The following is a 20,685-nucleotide window of genomic DNA, read 5'->3' on the forward strand; positions in this document are numbered from 1 at the left end:
GCAGGATCAGCTTCGCCAGAATGTGGGCGAGAATAGCACTAAAAGTGAAAACACCTCCAAACGACCAAACAGCATGGCCAGCACCAACAGCCATTTACCTGCATCGGTGACTTCAGAATAAGTGCCAGCAACACTGCCAAGACCAGGGCCTAAGTTATTCAGCGTTGCCGCTGTTGCCGTAAAGGCTGAAATATTGTCCAGCCCGGTAGCAATCATACCAATCATGATCACCACAAACACGATGGCATAAGCCGAGAAGAACCCCCATACCGCTTCTACAACGCGATCAGGCATTGCCCGCTCACCCAGCTTAACGGAATACACCGCTTTAGGGTGAATAAGCCTATCGACTTCCCGCTTTCCCTGTAGAAATAGCAGTAAGACACGCACCACTTTTAGCCCACCACCGGTAGACGACGCACAGCCGCCGATAAAACTGGAAAAGATTAACAATATTGGCAAGAAGGCCGGCCAGGATGAGAAGTCTGTGGTAGCGAATCCCGCGGTAGTACTAATAGACACCGCTTGAATCATTGCCTGATCGAGGGCTTCTTCTGCAGAACCGTAATAACCCGATAGCGTGAGCACCAGGAAGCAAATCATGATCAACGCAAACTGAATGCAAAGGAAAGCTTTAAATTCTGGATCCCGCAGGTAGCCCTTTATCGATCGAGAGCTGGCAGCCGCGTAGTGTAATGAAAAGTTAAGTGCCGCGATAAGCAGGAAGATGGAGCAAACCGCATTAACCATCGGACTGTCAAAGTAGCCAAGACTCGCATCATGCGTCGAAAACCCGCCAATAGCCACCGTGGCAAAGGAGTGGCAAACCGCATCAAACCAGTCCATACCGGCAATCATGTAAGCACCGGTACAAGCGATTGTCAGCGACAAATAGATATACCAAAGGTGCTTTGCCGTATCGGCAATACGAGGCGTCATTTTTGAATCTTTCACAGGACCGGGGGTCTCCGCTCTGTATAGCTGCATACCCCCTACGCCAAGAATAGGCAGAATCGCAACGGCCAGTACAATGATACCCATGCCGCCTAGCCACTGCAGTTGCTGACGATAAAATTGAATTGAATGAGGAAGGAATTCAATCCCTTCGATAACAGTGGCCCCGGTGGTGGTGAGCCCAGAGAAGGACTCGAAAAAAGCATCTGTGACCGTCATGCTCGGCTGTTCGAGCAAAATAAACGGGATGGCACCGAAGCTGGCCAGTACTGTCCAGAACAGTACGACGATGAGAAACCCCTCTTTCGCCCGGAGTTCTTTACGATGGTAACGGTTTGGGTACCACATTACTGTGCCGGTGGCGACACACATCAGGAAGGCAATAATGAAAGGCAAACCACTGCCGTCTTCAAAAACCAATGATATCAGTGCAGGCGGTATCATTGTGACGCTAAACAGCGCAACCAGTAATCCCAGAATCCTTACGATTGCACGGTAGTGCATATTTCGCTGTGCCTTTTTATATTTCTTCTAATGCAGTAACTGCATTGTTATCACCCCAATCTTGTCATTATGCGGTGACTCAGGCGAAAGGGAAAGCCCATTCGCCTTAACCGACTACGATTAGTTCATCGCCAGTACGGTTTTCACCATTTTATCGATACCGGCCTTGGCCTCCAAAATGTCACCTGCAAGCATGTAAGCAGGTGTGGTGACAAGTTTTGCTTCGGTATCAATAACGATGGCATCAACGGCGCAATCAACATGTGAAGCACCCAACGCATTAATACCTGCCGCCGCTCCCTCGTCGTTGCCGATGGTGACTTTACGTTGATCTTTATAGACCGCTGCAGCAAGGGCTGGTGCAATACAGGCGTAGCCCGCTGGCTTGGCGGCTTCTGCAAATGCTTTGCAGACGGCCATGACATCATTGTTAACTGAACATTCAGGCCCGTCTACCGCAAAGGAGCATAAGTTCTTCGCTGCTCCGAAACCGCCCGGTAACATAATGGCGTCAAAGTCGTCGGGCTTGCACGCGGTAACAGGTTTAATTTCCCCGCGAGCGATGCGGGCAGATTCAACCAGCACATTGCGCGACTCGCCTTCAGCAACTTCGCCTGTAAGATGATTCACTACATGCATTTGCGCCACATCCGGCGCGAAGCATTGATATTGTGCCCCGTTTTCACGAATTGCTAATAAGGTAATAACCGCTTCGTGAATTTCAGCTCCATCAAACACGCCACTTCCACTTAGAATCACTGCTACTTTTTTCACTGAATACTCTCCCATCTCTGCAGGCCAGATAGATCAGGCGTTATGCCTTTTATGATTAAAAAAACAACAAATACTATACAAAAAGTATCAATCTCAGCTGTCACTGATTGTTACCGTTATGCTACATTAACTGCCGAACTTGGTTAAACCATAAATCTCAATACACCAAGTTATCCACATTATCAGGGAAGAATTTATCACAAGGATGATGCCTCTTCGGTTTCCTGCAACACCTTATATACTCAGATCTACGGAATTTGACGCCGTTTTAGATCTACATTAACGATCCCGTTATTCTTAGATTTGATCACAAAGTTATCCACAAGCGATCCGAATATTGCTCAATACGGCTAATATGGCTTTAAGACGCCGCCTGTGGCATCCTGCATGCTTTATTATTGATGCCTGCGATAGCCTTTCTATGTCCCAAAGCAAAAAGCCTCCTTTTATTCTTGTTGATGGATCTTCTTACCTGTTCCGCGCTTTTCATGGTTTGCCCCCTCTGACCAACTCCAAAGGTCAGGATACGGGTGCCATTTACGGTGTGATCAACATGCTCAGAAGCTTGATCCGCCAATACCACCCTACTCACATAGCCGTTGTGTTCGATGCAAAGGGTAAAACCTTTCGTGACGATATGTATGCCGACTATAAGGCTAATCGCCCGCCGATGCCGGAAGAGCTGCGTTCTCAAATAGCCCCACTGCACGATATTATCCGCGCGATGGGTTTACCGATAATTATCGAAGACGGCGTTGAAGCCGATGATGTGATTGGTACGCTCTCCCGACAGGCGACAGAAAAGGGTATCGATACGCTTATCAGTACCGGTGACAAAGATATGGCTCAGCTGGTTAACCAGCATGTCACGTTGATAAACACAATGAACAATCAGATCACCGACATCGCCGGCGTAAACGAGAAGTTTGGTGTACCACCAGAATTGATCATCGACTTCCTGGCCCTAAAAGGGGACAAAGTGGATAACATTCCTGGCGTGCCCGGTGTAGGTGATAAAAGCGCGCAAGCCTTATTGAACGGCATTGGTGGCATTAATGATATCTACAATCATCTTGATGATATTGCTGGCTTGTCATTTCGCGGCAGTAAAACCATGGCAGCGAAAATGGCCGAGTACGAAGAACAAGCTCGCCTTTCCTATGAGCTTGCCACCATTAAGTTAGACGTGGAAATGGACTTTGCCCCAGAAACCCTCACCCCAACAGAGGCAGACAACGGCAAACTTGCTGAACTGTTTGCGGAATATGAATTTAAACGCTGGTTCTCTGAAGTATCTTCCGAATCGGCGGCTGAATCGGCTGAAGCAATCGCTGAGTCTGATGATACCGAAGACGCCCCGGCCTCTCTTTCTGATATTAATCGCGACAACTACGAAACGGTAACGACACAAGAAGTGTTCGATACCTGGCTTAAGAAACTCGAAGACGCCCCGCTGTTCGCGTTTGATACCGAAACCACCAGTCTGGATTATATGGAAGCGGAAATCGTCGGCGTGTCTTTTAGCACCGCCCCCGGCGAGGCGGCTTATGTTCCGGTTGCCCATGATTATCCCGATGCACCAGAACAGCTCGATCGCAATCACGTGTTAAGCGCACTTAAGCCCCTTCTCGAATCGGAGAGCATCAAGAAAGTGGGTCAGCATCTAAAGTACGATAAGAATGTACTGGCGAATTATGATATCAACCTGCAGGGCATTGCTTTCGATACCATGCTAGAGTCGTACGTGTTGAATAGTACCGCCACTCGTCACGACATGGACTCTCTGGCGATGGCATACTTGAATCACAAAACGATTCACTTTGAAGAGATTGCGGGCAAAGGAGCCAAACAGTTAACCTTTAATCAGATCGATCTGAATGAAGCCTCGCCCTATGCCGCAGAAGATGCCGATGTTACGCTTCGCCTTCATAACGAAATTTGGTCCCGTCTGGAAGAACATGACGAGCTAAAAGCGCTCTTATTAGATGTAGAAGTGCCCCTTGCCAGTGTGCTATCCCGCATGGAACAGTTGGGCGTTTTTATCGATTCGCAGAAGTTGAATCAGCAAAGTCAGGATCTCGCCACCAGAATTAAAGAACTGGAAGCCAGCGTGCACGATGCAGCCGGAGAGACTTTTAACCTGGGATCAACCAAACAGCTCCAGCAAATTCTGTTTGAAAAGCTTGAACTGCCTATCATCAAGAAGACACCTAAAGGTGCGCCTTCTACTTCCGAGGAAGTGTTACAGGAACTGGCGCTTGAGTACCCTATTCCAAAAATGATCATGGAATACCGAGGCTTGACCAAGCTGAAGAATACCTACACGGATAAACTCCCGAAGATGATTAATCATCGTACCGGTCGCGTGCATACTTCTTATCATCAAGCAGTCACTGCGACAGGACGTTTGTCTTCAACTGATCCAAACCTGCAGAATATTCCAATTCGTACAGAAGAAGGTCGTCGGGTGCGTCAGGCATTTGTCCCCCGTGATGGCTTTAAAATTGTAGCCGCCGACTACTCGCAAATCGAACTGCGTATTATGGCGCACCTATCTAAAGACAAAGGCTTACTCGATGCCTTCTCTGAAGGAAAGGATATTCACCGCGCAACAGCAGCTGAAGTATTCGATACGCCTTTAGATGACGTTACCGCCGATCAGCGCCGCAGTGCAAAGGCGATTAACTTTGGCTTGATTTACGGTATGTCTGCGTTCGGCTTATCTCGGCAACTGAATATTCCGCGTAACGATGCACAGAGCTATATGGATTTGTATTTTGAACGTTATCCAGGTGTACTTCGCTACATGGATGAAACCCGCGAACACGCGAAAGAGAAAGGCTACGTGGAAACGGTGTTTGGCCGTCGTCTTTATTTACCTGACATTAAAGCCAGCAATGGGGCCCGTCGTAAGGGCGCCGAACGTGCAGCGATCAATGCACCGATGCAAGGTACTGCAGCCGACATCATTAAACTGGCCATGTTAAAAGTGGATGAGTGGATCCAAAAAGAAGCCGGCGATGATGTGTATATGATGATGCAGGTACACGACGAACTGGTATTTGAAATTCGCGAGTCTGTTGTTGACGAAATGAAGGCAAAAATTGTAACCCTGATGGAGCAGGCTGCTGCTTTATCTGTTCCCCTCCAGGTAGAAGCCGGTGTGGGTGAAAATTGGGATGAAGCGCACTAAAACAGAAAGTAGCTTACAGTATTTACTGTATTTATCCTTACAATCGCCTACATTTGGTAATTTTATTACATTTTAACTTGCCTTTTCAGCATTCTGTTGTACCCTATTGCATGTAGGGTACAGAGGTGAGAAAGCTGTTTTCAAACCTTTGCTTTGGCCCCGGTAGTTTTACCGGGGCTTTTTTATGCCTGAAATTCAGTGATAAAGCTTTATCGTAAGACTATGATTTATATAGAGGAAAAAATTAAATAGAAAAAAATCGCGTTTTTTTCTATTTAATTTGAACTAATGGCGGGATGGGGCACTCTATATCTTCGGTTTTTATGTGTTTTCTCTCAGTCCTTTTCCCCGTCCAAATGGATGGGGATTTTTCTTTTCAAGACTGCAAAAATTTATCTCCTACAGCTGCCACCTACTCTTCTTCTTTTTTATTCAGGTCGAACCAATTATTTAATATTGCTTCAGCTTCACCCACGCCAATCTTATTCAACGACGAGAAAGTCTGTACCGTCACATCGCCATTGAAGGCCAGTGCTGCCGTTTTTGCAAACATTAATGCTTCTTTTCGCTTACCTGATTTTAACTTATCAGCTTTCGTCAATAACGCTAATACGGGAAGTCCCGCATCAACAGCCCAGAAAATTAAATCCTGATCGAGATCTTTAAACGGGTGTCGGATATCCATCATCACCACCAGACCACGTAGGCTTTTCCGCTTTTGCAAATACTCACCCAGCGATGCCTGCCATTTCTTTTTCATCTCTAAGGGTACCTGAGCAAAACCGTATCCAGGTAAGTCAACCAGGCGGCGGTTTTCGTCAAGTTCAAAGATATTAATTAACTGTGTGCGACCAGGCGTTTTACTGGTTCTAGCCAGGTTTTTTTGTCTGGTGAGCGTGTTTAATGCGCTGGACTTCCCGGCATTCGAGCGGCCTGCAAACGCCACTTCGATGCCCTCATCCTGTTTAAGATGGCGGATATCCGGCGCACTCATGAGAAACTTTGCTTTTGTGTAATACGACATTGTTAATATCCGTCTATACTTTGGACTTAATTATAAATTGTTTGACACTTATCAGAAAATCGCCATAAAACCATAGTTTTATTATGGAATAAGTTTTTCTGCCGTGTTAAATGTGTAAAGATACATATGATATCACGTATAACGTCGAAGCCGTTTGGTCCTTTGTAGAGATTAGTTATGAAAAAACTGTGTTTAGTTGTTTGTGTGGCATTAGGTTTTACCGGAACTGTTCTGGCAGAAGGAAATGCCGAAGCCGGAAAAGCAAAATCTGTAACCTGTGCAGCTTGCCACGGTCCTGATGGCAACGCCATGATCCCCATGTATCCGAAAATCGCAGGGCAACATGCAGGCTATATCGAAAAACAACTGAAAGAGTTTAAACTGGCGATGCAAACGGGCGGCGCAGAAGGCCGTAATAACGCCGTGATGAATCCAATGGCAGGTGCCCTGTCAGAACAAGACATGGCAGATTTAGCGGCCTATTTCTCTTCACAAGATCCTAAAATCGGACAAACGCCAGAGAATTACGTCGAAGCAGGCCAAGCGCTTTACCGCGGTGGTGACGCATCACGTGGCATTCCCTCCTGCAGTGCTTGCCACGGTCCAGACGGGAATGGCATGGGGTTAGCTGGCTTTCCCGATATTAGTGGTCAATACACTGACTACGTCGCAGCCCAACTAAAAAGCTTCCGGGAAGGCCAACGGGCTAACGACATGAACGGCATGATGCGTGATGTGGCCATGAAGCTTACTGACGAAGACATTGAGATCCTGTCGAACTACCTGGCAGGCCTACACTAAGTACTTGTATTTCAAAGGTTGTTAATTATTTGTAAATAACCACTTGTTTTTTGAACTCAGTTCTGTAGTATAGCTGCTCAAGTTTGGAGCTTTGCCTGAAAGAGCACCAACTGAAATACAACAATAACAAAAATCAACAGACCAGGAATTTGGATAAAGCGTCAGGAAGACCTTAAACAATATAAGCTCTGTAAAAAACAAAAAAAAGGGGAGCACCCTTGCACATAAGTGCAATAACGGGAGAGGTGTCATCAGACACTGATAAACGAGGTGATGGTTTCGACCATCACCTTTTTTTCTTTTTGGCTCCTGTTAAACTTGTTTCCAATCCTCCCCCAACCAATCCGGACGCCTCTGTAAATGAAATACTCTGACACTTGTCCGCTCTGTCTTTCAAAACAAATTAACCACTATCACGAAGATAAAAAGCGTCGATATTTGCGCTGTGAGCAATGTGATTTGGTATTTGTGGCAAGGGAGTTTTTGCCCGATTTAAGTCAGGAGAAAGCCGAATACGACCTTCACGAAAACAGCTTTGATGATCAAGGTTACCGGCAGTTTCTGAACCGAGCGTGCACACCAATAACAGAACAACTCACGCCTCCAGCTACAGGATTAGATTTTGGTTGTGGTCCTGCGCCGGTACTCGCCGATATGCTGAAACAGCATGGTTTTTCGATGCACTGGTACGATCCTATTTATGCCAATGACGAATCAGTTCTTAACCTGAACTACGATTTTATTTCCTGTACCGAAGCTATCGAGCACTTTCACAGACCAATTGAAGAGTTAACGTTGCTTACTTCATTGCTAAAACCAGGCGGCATGATGGCAATCATGACCAAGCGTGTTGAAAGTCCGGAGAAATTCGTCAGTTGGCATTACAAGAATGACATGACACATGTGTCATTTTTCTCAGCGCGTACCTTCGACTATATTGGTCGGGAATTCGGGTTTTCTGTCACTCTTTGCAGCAAAGACGTTGTATTGTTGAAGAAGCATCCATAGATACGCGGTATAATTACACCCAATTATCGTTTAACCAGGAGACAAAGTTATGTCGTCTCGTTCTAAAAAGACCCGTAAAGTCGGGCTAATTGGTGTCAGGAAAGATCCTGACTTCAATAAAAAGAAAAAACAAAATACCACTTCACCTGCAAAATCTAAGAAGCACTCCGGTAACAAAGCGGGTAGCAGAAACGCAGTTGAATCTAAGGCCAAGCAAGAGAAGCGCGCCTCAGGAAATAAAGATCCTCGCCACGGCAGTAAAAAGCCGATTGAGCTGATAAAAGCCCCGGTAACGAAAGCTGTGGTAAAAAAATACGCCACGCCAGCAGACGAATTGGCCGCGTTAGAAGCGGATAACCGATTAGCAACGTTACTCGATAAACTCGACGACGGTATTGCCATTAGTAAGGCAGAACAAGCTTACGTTGACGAGAAAATGGCACGTCACCGTATTATTTGTGATTTACTGGGTATTACTGACAGCGACGATGAAGAAGAGGACGAAGATCCGATGAAGCATCTGGATGCTATCAGTATGGATGAATTCAAAGACTAGGGTGTAAAGTGCTATGTGGTTAACTGTCGCCATTGTCGCAGGTTTACTGATTATTCTAGGTCTTGGATTTTATGCCGGAAAGCTCCTGTTTTTGTTAAAGCAACAGAACGCGAGACAGAAGGCTGCCAGAGATGGCCGGATAGACACAATCACAGAAAGTATTGTTGTTATCAGCAAAGCGATGCAACAGCAACAGTGTGATTTATCAGAAGGCGCCATTCGCATTTGTAAGCTGCTTAATGCCCTGCCATTGGAAGCACCGCCAGAGTATAAAACGAAGTTCCCCCATATCTACGCGCTCTATGTAGAGATCAGTGGCTTTGCGATTTTAGACGAACGCAGAAAACTGCCACTGAAAGAACGAAGAAAGCAAGATGTGGCCAGAGAACAAATTGAATCTGAATACGAGACCAAGGTGTTAGCCGAACTGGATGATATCAGTCGCTGGTGCCAACAACTGAACACCGCTTGAGTGCCAGTCTATCTTCACTGTTACCGCCGTGCCTGTTCACAGCACGATTGGTAACAGTGACATTCCACCGTGTGATCGTTCACCATTCCCACCGCCTGCATGTAGGCATAACAAATCGTTTCCCCCACAAATTTAAAGCCGTCTTTTTTAAGTGTTTTCGACATCTGCTTCGATTCAGGTGAACTGACCGGTGCCTGTTTATAGTCTTGCCATTGGTTAATAATGGTTTTATGTTCCGTGAACTGCCAGATGTAGTCTTTGAAAGTCATGCGCTCAGTAATGTTTAAATAGGCCTGAGCGTTGGTAATGATGCTTTTTATTTTAAGACGATTACGAATAATTCCTGTATTTTGCATAAGTCGCTCAACATCGTCATCGGTCATCTTTGCTACCCGTTCTGGTTCAAAGTTATGGAAAGCGGATTCAAAATTGGCCTGCTTTTTCAGAATCGTAATCCAGGATAAGCCAGCCTGTTGTCCATCGAGGCAAAGTTTGGCAAACAGTGCCTTATCATCCAATTCTGGTCGTCCCCATTGCGTATCATGATAAAGCTGATATTCCGTATCATCCGAGACCCAGCCACAGCGATTTACACCTGTCGTCACTTTCATATCGGTTTCCCTGCTAAATTAAGCGTATTTTAATCAGTTTTCATTGAATTCAGCCTACATTCGGCTGCTGACAAATTGTATACTACTCCACCTTTACATTGGTCAGTTATAAGCAGCAAACATGCAGAAATACGATATTAAAACCTTTCAGGGTTTGATCCTCGCACTGCAGGATTACTGGGCACGCCAAGGTTGCGTGATTATCCAGCCTCTTGATATGGAAGTAGGTGCCGGTACTTTCCACCCGATGACGTTCTTAAGATCGTTAGGGCCAGAGCCTATCAGCAGTGCTTATGTACAACCTTGCCGACGCCCTACCGATGGTCGTTATGGCGACAACCCCAATCGTCTGCAGCACTATTATCAGTTTCAGGTTATGTTGAAGCCTTCTCCTGACAACATCCAGGAGCTATACCTTGGCTCGTTGAAAGAGCTGGGTTTCGATCCGCTGGTTCACGATATTCGTTTCGTAGAAGACAACTGGGAATCACCTACCCTGGGTGCCTGGGGTCTTGGTTGGGAAGTCTGGTTGAACGGTATGGAAGTAACTCAATTTACTTACTTCCAGCAAGTAGGTGGCCTTGAGTGTAAACCGGTTACTGGTGAAATCACTTATGGTTTAGAGCGCCTGGCCATGTACGTTCAGGGCGTCGACAGCATTTACGATCTGGTGTGGACAGATGGCCCAATGGGTAAAGTGACCTACGGTGATGTGTTCCATCAAAACGAAGTTGAGCAGTCGGCGTATAACTTCGAGCACGCTGATGTGGATTTCCTGTTCAAAACATTCGATGAATGCGAAGCCGCCAGCCAATCGTTAATTGAAAAGAATTTACCTCTGCCCGCTTACGAGCAGGTTATGAAGGCGTCTCATGCTTTTAACTTGCTCGATGCCCGTCATGCGATTTCAGTCACCGAAAGACAACGTTATATCTTGCGCGTACGAACACTTGCTAAGGCCTGTGCTGAAAGCTATTACCAGGCGCGTGAAGCTCTCGGTTTCCCAATGTGTAAGAAGGAGCAGTAATCGTGCGCACAGAGAATTTATTAGTAGAAATTGGCACTGAAGAACTCCCTCCTAAAGCGCTGAAGGCGTTGGGGCAAAGTTTCGCCGACAATTTACAAACGGCTTTGGATAATGCTGAACTCGCTTATTCTGGAATTCACTGGTTTGCAGCACCGCGTCGTCTAGCAGTATCGGTTTCCGACCTTGCAGAATCACAACAGGATAAAGTGGTAGAGAAGCGCGGCCCTGCGGTTTCTGCTGCGTTTGATGCAGATGGCAATCCAACGAAAGCCGCCATGGGCTGGGCCCGCGGTAATGGTATCGACGTTTCTGAAGCAGAACGCATGGTTACCGATAAAGGGGAATGGTTACTTCATCGCGCCAGTGTTGAAGGTCAGCACATTAGCGCACTCATTGAAGGCCTGGTTAATCAAGCGATCGGTAAATTGCCTATTCCTAAAGCCATGCGCTGGGGTAATTCTACAACCCAGTTTATTCGTCCGGTGCATACGGTTACTGCCCTTTACGGCGCAGAATTGTTGCCTTTAACCGTACTGGGTAAAGCCAGTAGCCGTGTTGTTCAAGGGCATCGATTCCATGGCGAAGCCACCTTTGAGCTTGATCACGCTGATAACTACGCCGCCGCTATGAAGTCGCATTATGTTTATGCCGACTTTTCAGAGCGTACCGAGTACATTCGAAACGAACTGGAAAAGGCAGCGTCTGAGCTTGGTTTAAAAGCTGACTATGACGAGAGTTTACTGGAAGAAATTGCGTCACTGGTTGAATGGCCGGTTGTAATGCAGGCATCGTTCGAAGCCGCTTTCCTGGAAGTGCCAAAAGAAGCCCTCATTTACACCATGAAAGATGACCAGAAATACGTCCCGCTGCTGACCTCAGAAGGCGCGCTGGACAACCGTTTCCTGTTCGTCAGTAACATTGAGTCTCAAGATCCCATTCAGGTGATCTCCGGGAACGAAAAAGTCATCCGCCCTCGCCTTGCTGACGCAGAATTCTTCTTTAACACAGATAAGAAGTCTACGTTAGAAAGTCGTCTTGCCAGCCTGGAGACGGTGCTGTTCCAAAAGCAGCTCGGTACACTGAAAGATAAATCTGACCGTATTGCAGCCCTCTCTGGTTTTATTGCAGGCCAAATTGGTGCCGACGCGGAATCCGCTTCGCGTGCAGGTTTACTCGCGAAAACCGACTTAATGTCGCAAATGGTCATGGAATTCCCTGACGTACAGGGCGTGATGGGCAAATACTATGCGCTGAACGACGGCGAATCTGCTGACGTTGCCAATGCGCTTTATGAACAATACATGCCGCGTTTCTCTGGCGATGCGCTCCCTGCATCTGGCGTGAGTGCTGCTGTTTCTTTGGCAGACAAGCTGGATACGCTGGTGGGTATCTTTGGTATTGGTCAGTTGCCAAAAGGCGATAAAGACCCATTCGCACTGCGTCGTGCTGCCATTGGTGTGCTTCGTATTATTGTTGAGAAAGATCTCGCGCTTGATTTAGATACGCTGGTTGCGAAAGCGGTAGACGTTTATGGTGATAAACTGACTAACGCAGAAACACAGGCGCAGGTTGTAGACTTCGTGCTTGGACGTTTTGTCGCGTTACTGCAAGACCAAGGTGTTAGCATTGATGTTATTCAAGCGGTGGCTGCCCGTCGTCCTACTCGTCCAGCCGATTATGCTGCACGTGTAGAAGCGGTGTCGGCGTTTAAAGCCCGTGAAGAAGCTGAAGCACTCGCGGCTAGTAATAAGCGTGTTGCCAATATCCTTGCTAAGCAAGATGGCGATATTTCTGACGCTGTCGATGCATCCTTGTTACAGGAAGCAGCCGAAATCGCCCTGTACAAAGCGCTGGAGAGTGTTAAAGCTGAAGTTGAGTCTGGTGTTGAGTCATCTGATTACAATGCGGTATTAAGCGCTCTGGCTACGTTACGCGACGCCGTAGATAGCTTCTTCGATAACGTGATGGTTATGGCCGAAGACGACGCTGTACGGAACAACCGTCTGGCGCTGTTGTCTGTATTAAGACAGCAATTTCTTAAAGCAGCAGATATTTCGCTTCTCGCCAAATAGCCTGCTGTATTGCACACAATAACGCGCATTGCCCGGCAAGTTGTGTCGGGCATTTTTTTAATGGAGTTACAGTGATTAAAAAGTTCGCTTTTTTATTATTCGTCGCCCTTCTCTCTGGCTGTAGTAGCCGCAGCGTTGTAAGCCTGCCTGGCCTAATGGATCCGCCTGAGATTAAATTTGAAGATCTCTATTTACGCGGTGTTTTTAACTGGTGGGAAGCCAACGCTAAATATCAGTTAACCGATGGCCCTCAAGGCTGGTATGTTGATGTTGATTTAATTGCTGATGGTCAACCGTATGATTTCCGTCTGTCTGACGGTTTCTGGACACCAGACCAAACCTGTGGCGCCCGTTATCGTGGTCAGGTTGTACTTAACCAAGAACCGCTCTACATGGTTTGTGGTACAGATTCAGAGAATCTGCAGTTCACGCCACAAAAGACCGGTGTGTATCGATTTACCTTCACTCCCGCAAGCGGTGGTGAGGTAATGCTACTGGTGACGCCAAGAGCCTAATCCACCATTTATCTGAGCGCCGATAAATGTGAAAAGTCAGCTTATTGAGCTGGCTTTTTTTCGTCTAGCAGATGTCAGCGCAAAAATCGGGTCATCGTTTCGAACAATTTATTTCGGTTGCGTTGGATGGTTGAGATGCTTCAATGGGCGTTGCAATACCAATAAGGCAAACTAAAGTGAAAGTGATTTTTCTAAGCATGGCAATGTCCTTATTTACATCTGACACGTCCCTTTTTCTTTTTGAAAAAATTACCACGATTTTCTAAGCAATACCTCTCTTTGAGGTAGTTGTTTCCCATACAAAAAAAGGCGACTCATTGAGTCGCCTTTCACAAATTATTTTATTGTAATCAACTACACATCCAGGTTTTCAACTTTCAGTGCGTTCGCTTCGATGAAGGCACGACGCGGTTCAACCTGGTCTCCCATCAGCGTAGTAAACAGCTGGTCACAGTTAATCGCATCTTCAACTGTAACCTGAAGCATACGACGGCTATCAGGGTCCATGGTAGTTTCCCAAAGCTGGTCTGGGTTCATCTCACCCAGTCCTTTATAGCGTTGAATATACTGACCGCGTTTTGCTTCGTTCATCAACCATTCCAGTGCTTCCTTGAATGACTCCACCGGTTGCTTCTTCTCGCCACGTTGCACGAATGCCGAGTCGTTCATCATATCGTTAATTGACTCATTGAGGTCACGGATTTTCGCGTACTCAGCAGAGTCGATAAACTCCTGGCTTAGCTTATAGTTATAGTCGATACCGTGCATACGCATAGTAATTTGAATGAAGAATTCACTGCCTTCTTCTTCCTTCAAGATATCGTAGCTATACGTGGCACCATCATTCTCTTTCTCGTTAAGACTGTTTACGAAGCTCTCAGCAACGCTATCGAGTGTCGATTCACTCATAAGGTCTTCGTGTCTTAATGTTGGAGAATAAATGAGACGATATAAAATCGCAGGCGGCATCAGACGATGCATACGCTTAATCATTTTCTCAACTGACTGGTACTGCTTAACCAGATTTTCCAGAGCCACACCAGAAATTCCGGGGGCATCTTCGCTGGTAAATAACGCCGAACCATCTACAGCAATGTTCGTCAGATAATTAGTTAGAGCATCTTCATCTTTCAAATATTGCTCTTGCTTACCCTTCTTCACTTTGTAAAGCGGTGGTTGAGCAATATAAACGTAACCACGCTCGATGATTTCAGGCATCTGACGATAGAAGAACGTGAGTAGCAATGTACGAATGTGTGATCCGTCTACGTCCGCATCGGTCATGATAATGATACTGTGATAACGCAGTTTCTCCGGGTCGTATTCGTCACGCCCAATACCACAACCCAACGCAGTGATAAGCGTGGCGACTTCCTGAGAAGATAGCATCTTATCGAAACGGGCTTTTTCTACGTTCAGGATTTTACCCTTCAACGGCAGAATAGCCTGATTTTTTCTGTTACGCCCCTGCTTGGCGGAACCACCTGCAGAGTCACCCTCCACGATGTACAGTTCAGACAGTGCAGGATCTTTTTCCTGACAGTCAGCAAGTTTGCCAGGAAGACCAGCCAAGTCGAGCGCGCCTTTACGACGGGTCATTTCACGGGCTCTTCGTGCAGCTTCACGGGCACGGGCTGCATCGATAATCTTTGAAGCAATAATCTTACTTTCGTTAGGGTTTTCAAGCAGGAAGTCAGCCAGTTTTTCGTTCATTGTAGACTCAACGGCATTCTTCACTTCTGAAGAAACCAGTTTATCTTTAGTCTGTGATGAGAACTTAGGGTCTGGAACTTTTACCGAAATAACAGCAGTCAAACCTTCGCGGGCATCATCACCACTCGCGTTGGTTTTGGCCTTTTTGTTCAGGCCTTCTTTTTCCATATAGTTATTCAGCGTACGCGTCAACGCACCACGGAAACCCGCTAAGTGTGTTCCGCCGTCCCGTTGAGGTATGTTGTTGGTAAAGCAGAATATGCTTTCCTGGAAACCATCATTCCACTGCATCGCCACTTCAACAGAAATGCCGTCTTCACGCTCTGTGCTGAAATGAAATACTTTCTGATGCACGGGTGTTTTATTCTGGTTCAGGTACTGAACGAAAGCCTGAATCCCGCCCTCGTACATGAAGTGATCTTCTTTACCATCACGCTCATCTTTGAGACGGATAGATACGCCAGAGTTAAGAAATGACAGTTCACGGAGACGTTTAGCCAGAATGTCGTAGTGGAACAACGTATCGGTGAAGGTATCGGTACTGGGCCAAAAACGTACTGAGGTACCGGTTTTGTCTGTATCGCCAGTCACTGCCAGCGGCTCCTGAGGAACACCATGTTGATATTCCTGCTCGTGAACTTTGCCTTCACGTCGGATTTTCAGCTTCAGTTTGCTGGACAGTGCGTTTACTACAGAAACACCTACACCGTGTAAACCACCAGAAACTTTATAAGAGTTATCGTCAAACTTACCGCCGGCATGCAGTACGGTCATAATAACTTCTGCTGCAGACACGCCCTCTTCCGGGTGCATAGCAGTAGGAATACCACGGCCGTTATCTGATACAGAAACGGAACCATCAGAATGAATCTGAATAACGATTTCGGAGCAGTGACCTGCCAGTGCTTCGTCAATGGAGTTATCTACAACTTCGAAAACCATGTGGTGCAAGCCGGTTCCATCGTCTGTATCACCAATATACATACCCGGGCGTTTACGTACGGCGTCCAAGCCCTTAAGTACTTTAATACTGGACGAGTCGTAGTTATTTTGCTCTGACATAGTCTAACCTTTACTCCTCTTTCACGTGGCCATGTTCCACGTGAAACATTTTTTTGTCTTCATATTTGTCTATAAATTCGAGTTGCTCGCGTTCAATTGCTGTAACAAACAATTGTGTATCCATTGCGATCAACCCATCTATAAACCGCTCTCGCTTATCTATATCTAATTCTGCGCCGACATCATCAAGAAGGAAAATACTCTTTCTTTGCGTTTCCTGTTGAAACAGCTTTGTCTGCGATAACTGTAATGCTGCGACAGCCATTCTAAGTTGGCCTCTTGATAGAATTTCTTGTGCAAGGTTTCCATCTACCTTAAAGCGTAGATCAGATTTATGTGGTCCGGATGTGGTATATCCTACCTTGCTATCGTAATCACGTTTGCGGAGCAAACTATCTGTCAAAGAGGCGCCTTTTTCCCACCCCTTATAATACGAGATTTCGAGAGAAAACTCAGGTAGAAATTCACTACAAATAGCATTAAATATTGGCTGTAAGCGGCCTACATAGTCTTTTCGTTGGGTATTGAGGTGCTCCCCTACAATAACAAATTGCTGCTCCCAGTATGCATTCTCGGGCGAATCCAAATTAGCTTGCTTTTTAAGTAGCGTATTACGGGTTTTAAGCAGTTTTTGAAAGGTCTGAAACATCAAATTGAATTGATGTTCCACGTGGAACAACCCCCAGTCGATGAAACGTCGTCGCTCACCAGGAGAACCAATTATCAAATCTGTGCTCTGCGGTGTGAACAGTTGAACTGGGATCAGGCTAACTAAATCAGCTAAACGGTGGGAATGATTGCCATCAATCGAACAAACAAATTGTTCATGGCGACTACGTTGCAACCCAACAGAAGACTGCTCTCCTTCATCGTCTATACAACGCGTAAAAATACTGAAACGCTCGGCAGTGTGCTGAATTGCTGATTCGTGCTTGTTGGTTCGAAATGAGCGACCATAGCCAAGATAATAAAGCGCTTCAATAAGAGACGACTTACCACTGCCGTTTTTGCCACTGATTAGTGACAGCGAACGTGAGGGGTTGAAATCTGCGCTTTTGATATTTCGAAAATCAGTCAGCTGGACACGGTCCAGTTTCATAGAATAAATCCGGAAGGGAAAATATCCGGTGCAGTATCCGCACCGGAAGAATGTCTACAGACGCATAGGCATAATGACATAAAGAGCTGAGTCATCACCCGCGTTTTGAATAAGTGCGCTCGAATTGGAATCAGATAATGTAAGCTGCACCTCTTCAGTAGTAAGGGCATTTAAAACATCGATAAGATACGCAACATTAAAACCGATTTCTAAATCATCACCGCTATAGTTAACGTCAACGATTTCTTCGGCCTCTTCCTGCTCTGGGTTATTAGCAGTAATTTTTAGCTCACCGTTAGAAAGGTTCAACCGCACACCGCGGAATTTCTCATTAGACAGAATCGCTGCCCGGGCAAATGCATCTTTCAGCACTGCCTTGCTTGCAGTGATATTCTTATCGCCATCACGTGGAAGTACACGACGGTAATCAGGAAAACGGCCATCTACCAATTTACTGGTAAAGATAAAATCTGCTGAAAAAAGACGGATGTGATTAGCACCAATTTGTACTTTAATAGATTTGTCTTCATCACCAATTAAACGCGAGATCTCAAGAACACCTTTACGCGGAATAATTACCTGACGCGCTGGCAGCGATGCTGCGCCGTATTCTAAACGACACAATGCAAGACGGTGCCCGTCTGTCGCAACAGTGCGAATAATATTTTCTTCGGTCTCGAGGGACATCCCGTTCAGATAATAACGTACATCCTGCTGCGCCATGGAGAAATGGGTACTGTTTATCAGGCGTTTAATGTCTGAAGAAGACACTTCAAATTCAACTTCACCTTCCCAATCTTCCAAATTCGGATAATCGCCAGCCGACAAGGTTGATAAGGTGTAGCGACCACGACCTGCACGAATAAGTGCTTTGCTTGTATCAAGGGTAAAAGTAATCGAGGTGCCATCCGCAATGCCGCGAATAATATCAAAGAGCTTTTTAGCTGGAACGGTGATTTCGCCTTCTTCGAAATCCCCTTCAAGTTGCGTGCTGGCAATCAGCTCGACTTCTAGATCTGTACCAGTCAGCCAGAGTGCGCCTTCACTAACTTTAATTAACACATTAGAGAGAATGGGTAAGGTGTGTCGACGCTCAACAGCGCCAGATACCAACTGCAAAGGTTGAAGAAACTTTTCTCGACTGATGGTAAATTTCATTGATTTACTTTCCTGCCTGGAATGTCAAAGATTTATGAGGACAAGGTCCTTATCAGGTTCTTGTAGTCCTCTTTTATATCATGACTTTCCTCTCTAAGCTGCTCTATTTTTCGGCATGCGTGCAGAACCGTTGTATGGTCGCGACCACCAAAAGCATTTCCCAATTCCGGCAAGCTATGGTTGGTCAATTCCTTCGCTAAGGCCATAGCAACCTGACGTGGTCTGGCTACGCTTCGACTTCTGCGTTTAGAGAGAATGTCAGCTACCTTAATCTTATAATAATCCGCGACAGTTTTCTGGATGTTATCAACAGTTACCAATTTTTCCTGTAAAGCTAACAGGTCACGTAGTGCTTCGCGCACAAAGTCGATAGTGATGGGTCGACCCGTAAAATTCGCATTAGCAATTACACGGTTCAATGCACCTTCAAGCTCACGCACATTAGACCGTAAACGCTTAGCAATAAAGAATGCGACTTCATCCGGCAGGTGGATTTTATTTTCAGCAGCTTTACGCATCAAAATTGCAACGCGCGTTTCCAGCTCTGGCGGTTCAATAGCAATAGTTAAGCCCCAGCCAAAACGGGATTTAAGTCTATCCTCCACACCATCGATTTCTTTCGGATAGCGATCAGATGTGAGAATAATTTGCTGATTACCTTCCAACAACGCGTTGAAGGTGTGAAAGAACTCTTCTTGTGAGCGCTCTTTATTCGCAAAAAATTGAATATCGTCAATGAGCAGTGCATCAACAGAGCGATAAAAACGCTTAAAATCTTCAATGGCATTATTCTGTAGTGCTTTTACCATATCTTGTACAAAACGCTCAGAATGCATGTACACGATTTTTGCACCGGGACGATTAGCAATAATGCCGTTCCCCACTGCATGCAATAAGTGCGTTTTACCTAAACCGGTACCGCCATAGATAAACAACGGGTTGTAAGAGCCGCCAGGATTATTGGCCACCTGGGTGGCCGCGGCGCGAGCCAGTTGGTTCGACTTACCCTCAACAAAGTTATCAAATTGATAGGTCGGATTAATATTACTTTTGTGCTTCATCGCCTCAGGAATAGGCACCACATTTGGGCCCGCCCGTTGCGGTTGAGCCGAACTGGAATAATCGCGATTTTGTTGAGGCTTAGGTTCTGCCATCACTGCTGATGGACTTGCAGCCTGACTCCCCTGATGATGATGAGAAGATACATTCGCTGTTGCATCGCCCTGTTGGTGTGAAAACTGACCAGGGGCTTGAAATGCAGGTGGCTGCGTTGGCGTACGCGCAGGTTGTTGGTTCGACGTTGGCGGTCGAGAAGCAACAGAAGGCGCTGGTCTTACAGAACGCGTAGCAACATCAAGATGCAACTGAGGTGCATCAGCGCCACGAAATTCGTTGAACAATTCAGTTATCTTGTCTCTGTACTTATCTCTTACCCAATCCAGCACAAAACGGTTTGGGGCAAATAAAGTCAGCACGCCAGCTTCTTCTTGCGCAGTAAGTGGACGAATCCACATGCTGAACTGCTGAGTCGGCAATTCCTGGCGTAAGCGCTCTAGGCACATATTCCACAGAGACATAATAAAAACGGACTCCAAAAGGTGCTGCAGACGCCAGGTAGCGAAAAAAGACGAAAAGAATAGCTATTCCTTATCTGAAAATAAGAAATTAAGCTATGTAGTCTGGGTAACAGCGGTGTTTATCGTATTGTAATTGTGATCGCTGTGGATTATCTGATCTTCTGTGGGTAAAGTAAATCTTGATCTTTTTCGATCTCTACGATCTAACATTTAAATTATTGTTATTATTTGTTTATTTTATTTATTCATGAATTTAGTAAATTTATAAATAAAAACACTGTACGCTTGATCAGGTTGAAGGATCACGCAACAAAACTTACTGATCCGGCGCGATCAATGCTTGACTTGTGGATAAAATTATAGTTCCGACAAGGTTATTCACAACTTTAACTCGTCGGTCAAGTGTGAAAACGATTGATTGAACAAAATTTCTCCTTTGATAGCGAAAAAATATCCACTATCATCGCGTTTTCAATTGACATCAGCCCGCGAGATCTCTAGAATTCAGCGTCCTTTTTGGATGGGCGGCGTAACAACCTTACTGACAAACTCCACGTTTCGTTAT

16 protein-coding genes are annotated in these 20,685 nt (G+C 45.9%); 8 read left to right on the forward strand and 8 right to left on the reverse strand.

The annotated features are described in order from the left end of the window. Nucleotides 1-6 precede the first annotated feature (6 nt). Both ACXAFQ_RS04605 and elbB read right to left on the reverse strand, forming a co-directional pair. The gene (locus ACXAFQ_RS04605) at nucleotides 7-1,458 is read right to left on the reverse strand and encodes a TrkH family potassium uptake protein (protein WP_474818443.1); all 1,452 of its coding nucleotides are present in this window, start codon (nucleotides 1,456-1,458) and stop codon (nucleotides 7-9) included. 120 nt (nucleotides 1,459-1,578) lie between these two features. Then, a complete protein-coding gene (gene elbB / locus ACXAFQ_RS04610; RefSeq protein WP_474818445.1) occupies nucleotides 1,579-2,232 on the reverse strand; it encodes an isoprenoid biosynthesis glyoxalase ElbB in 654 nt (217 codons plus the stop codon). A 421-nt stretch (nucleotides 2,233-2,653) separates the two neighbouring features. Between elbB and polA the strand changes: the two genes are divergently transcribed. Next, a complete protein-coding gene (polA, locus tag ACXAFQ_RS04615) occupies nucleotides 2,654-5,425 on the forward strand; it encodes a DNA polymerase I (RefSeq protein ID WP_474819241.1) in 2,772 nt (923 codons plus the stop codon). Nucleotides 5,426-5,837: 412 nt separating this feature from the next. Here polA and yihA read toward each other — a convergent pair whose 3' ends face one another. Beyond that, entirely contained in the window at nucleotides 5,838-6,449 is a 612-nt protein-coding gene (gene yihA, locus ACXAFQ_RS04620) for a ribosome biogenesis GTP-binding protein YihA/YsxC (RefSeq protein WP_474818446.1), read from the reverse strand. A gap of 177 nt (nucleotides 6,450-6,626) precedes the next feature. On the opposite strand from yihA, the gene ACXAFQ_RS04625 reads away from it, so the two are divergent. The 4 genes from ACXAFQ_RS04625 (at nucleotide 6,627) to ACXAFQ_RS04640 (ending at nucleotide 9,286) form a co-directional block, all read left to right on the forward strand. Further along, nucleotides 6,627-7,250 (forward strand): c-type cytochrome, encoded by a 624-nt coding sequence (locus ACXAFQ_RS04625; protein ID WP_070124313.1) that lies wholly within the window; start codon nucleotides 6,627-6,629, stop codon nucleotides 7,248-7,250. 360 nt (nucleotides 7,251-7,610) lie between these two features. Then, nucleotides 7,611-8,258 (forward strand): class I SAM-dependent methyltransferase, encoded by a 648-nt coding sequence (locus ACXAFQ_RS04630; protein ID WP_474818449.1) that lies wholly within the window; start codon nucleotides 7,611-7,613, stop codon nucleotides 8,256-8,258. A 49-nt stretch (nucleotides 8,259-8,307) separates the two neighbouring features. After that, complete coding sequence (gene yihI, locus ACXAFQ_RS04635; protein ID WP_474818450.1) at nucleotides 8,308-8,814, forward strand: Der GTPase-activating protein YihI; 507 nt, start codon at nucleotides 8,308-8,310, stop codon at nucleotides 8,812-8,814. Nucleotides 8,815-8,827: 13 nt separating this feature from the next. Beyond that, the gene (locus ACXAFQ_RS04640) at nucleotides 8,828-9,286 is read left to right on the forward strand and encodes a DUF2489 domain-containing protein (protein WP_474818452.1); all 459 of its coding nucleotides are present in this window, start codon (nucleotides 8,828-8,830) and stop codon (nucleotides 9,284-9,286) included. Between the two features lie 20 nt (nucleotides 9,287-9,306). On the opposite strand, the gene ACXAFQ_RS04645 is transcribed toward ACXAFQ_RS04640, so the two are convergent. Then, the gene (locus ACXAFQ_RS04645; RefSeq protein WP_474818454.1) at nucleotides 9,307-9,897 is read right to left on the reverse strand and encodes a DNA-3-methyladenine glycosylase I; all 591 of its coding nucleotides are present in this window, start codon (nucleotides 9,895-9,897) and stop codon (nucleotides 9,307-9,309) included. A 121-nt stretch (nucleotides 9,898-10,018) separates the two neighbouring features. Here ACXAFQ_RS04645 and glyQ point away from each other — a divergent pair, with 121 nt between their 5' ends. The 3 genes from glyQ to ACXAFQ_RS04660 all read left to right on the forward strand — a co-directional run bounded on the left by glyQ (nucleotide 10,019) and on the right by ACXAFQ_RS04660 (nucleotide 13,511). Next, the gene (gene glyQ, locus ACXAFQ_RS04650) at nucleotides 10,019-10,924 is read left to right on the forward strand and encodes a glycine--tRNA ligase subunit alpha (protein ID WP_474818455.1); all 906 of its coding nucleotides are present in this window, start codon (nucleotides 10,019-10,021) and stop codon (nucleotides 10,922-10,924) included. A 2-nt stretch (nucleotides 10,925-10,926) separates the two neighbouring features. Beyond that, a complete protein-coding gene (gene glyS, locus ACXAFQ_RS04655; RefSeq protein ID WP_474818456.1) occupies nucleotides 10,927-12,996 on the forward strand; it encodes a glycine--tRNA ligase subunit beta in 2,070 nt (689 codons plus the stop codon). 71 nt (nucleotides 12,997-13,067) lie between these two features. Then, a complete protein-coding gene (locus ACXAFQ_RS04660) occupies nucleotides 13,068-13,511 on the forward strand; it encodes a hypothetical protein (protein WP_474818457.1) in 444 nt (147 codons plus the stop codon). A 354-nt stretch (nucleotides 13,512-13,865) separates the two neighbouring features. On the opposite strand, the gene gyrB is transcribed toward ACXAFQ_RS04660, so the two are convergent. The 4 genes from gyrB to dnaA are packed head-to-tail and all read right to left on the reverse strand — an operon-like array spanning nucleotide 13,866 to nucleotide 20,120. Beyond that, a complete protein-coding gene (gene gyrB / locus ACXAFQ_RS04665; protein WP_474818458.1) occupies nucleotides 13,866-16,286 on the reverse strand; it encodes a DNA topoisomerase (ATP-hydrolyzing) subunit B in 2,421 nt (806 codons plus the stop codon). A 10-nt stretch (nucleotides 16,287-16,296) separates the two neighbouring features. Beyond that, a complete protein-coding gene (gene recF, locus ACXAFQ_RS04670; RefSeq protein WP_474818459.1) occupies nucleotides 16,297-17,385 on the reverse strand; it encodes a DNA replication/repair protein RecF in 1,089 nt (362 codons plus the stop codon). A 54-nt stretch (nucleotides 17,386-17,439) separates the two neighbouring features. Further along, nucleotides 17,440-18,543, reverse strand: coding sequence for a DNA polymerase III subunit beta (gene dnaN / locus ACXAFQ_RS04675; protein WP_474818460.1), 1,104 nt, complete (start codon nucleotides 18,541-18,543; stop codon nucleotides 17,440-17,442). A gap of 32 nt (nucleotides 18,544-18,575) precedes the next feature. After that, nucleotides 18,576-20,120, reverse strand: coding sequence for a chromosomal replication initiator protein DnaA (dnaA, locus tag ACXAFQ_RS04680; RefSeq protein ID WP_474818461.1), 1,545 nt, complete (start codon nucleotides 20,118-20,120; stop codon nucleotides 18,576-18,578). Nucleotides 20,121-20,685 lie beyond the last annotated feature (565 nt).

The sequence above is a fragment of the Alteromonas sp. ABH2_165 genome (genome assembly GCF_056159945.1).

Excerpts from the sequence above, each read along its gene's own strand:
- recF (WP_474818459.1), bottom strand. The coding sequence starts at position 17,385 with ATGAAACTGGACCGTGTCCAGCTGACTGATTTTCGAAATATCAAAAGC.
- yihA (WP_474818446.1), bottom strand. The coding sequence starts at position 6,449 with ATGTCGTATTACACAAAAGCAAAGTTTCTCATGAGTGCGCCGGATATC.
- ACXAFQ_RS04645 (WP_474818454.1), bottom strand. The coding sequence starts at position 9,897 with ATGAAAGTGACGACAGGTGTAAATCGCTGTGGCTGGGTCTCGGATGAT.
- dnaA (WP_474818461.1), bottom strand. The coding sequence starts at position 20,120 with ATGTCTCTGTGGAATATGTGCCTAGAGCGCTTACGCCAGGAATTGCCG.
- dnaN (WP_474818460.1), bottom strand. The coding sequence starts at position 18,543 with ATGAAATTTACCATCAGTCGAGAAAAGTTTCTTCAACCTTTGCAGTTG.
- glyQ (WP_474818455.1), top strand. The coding sequence starts at position 10,019 with ATGCAGAAATACGATATTAAAACCTTTCAGGGTTTGATCCTCGCACTG.
- ACXAFQ_RS04605 (WP_474818443.1), bottom strand. The coding sequence starts at position 1,458 with ATGCACTACCGTGCAATCGTAAGGATTCTGGGATTACTGGTTGCGCTG.
- yihI (WP_474818450.1), top strand. The coding sequence starts at position 8,308 with ATGTCGTCTCGTTCTAAAAAGACCCGTAAAGTCGGGCTAATTGGTGTC.
- gyrB (WP_474818458.1), bottom strand. The coding sequence starts at position 16,286 with ATGTCAGAGCAAAATAACTACGACTCGTCCAGTATTAAAGTACTTAAG.
- ACXAFQ_RS04630 (WP_474818449.1), top strand. The coding sequence starts at position 7,611 with ATGAAATACTCTGACACTTGTCCGCTCTGTCTTTCAAAACAAATTAAC.
- ACXAFQ_RS04625 (WP_070124313.1), top strand. The coding sequence starts at position 6,627 with ATGAAAAAACTGTGTTTAGTTGTTTGTGTGGCATTAGGTTTTACCGGA.
- polA (WP_474819241.1), top strand. The coding sequence starts at position 2,654 with ATGTCCCAAAGCAAAAAGCCTCCTTTTATTCTTGTTGATGGATCTTCT.
- ACXAFQ_RS04640 (WP_474818452.1), top strand. The coding sequence starts at position 8,828 with ATGTGGTTAACTGTCGCCATTGTCGCAGGTTTACTGATTATTCTAGGT.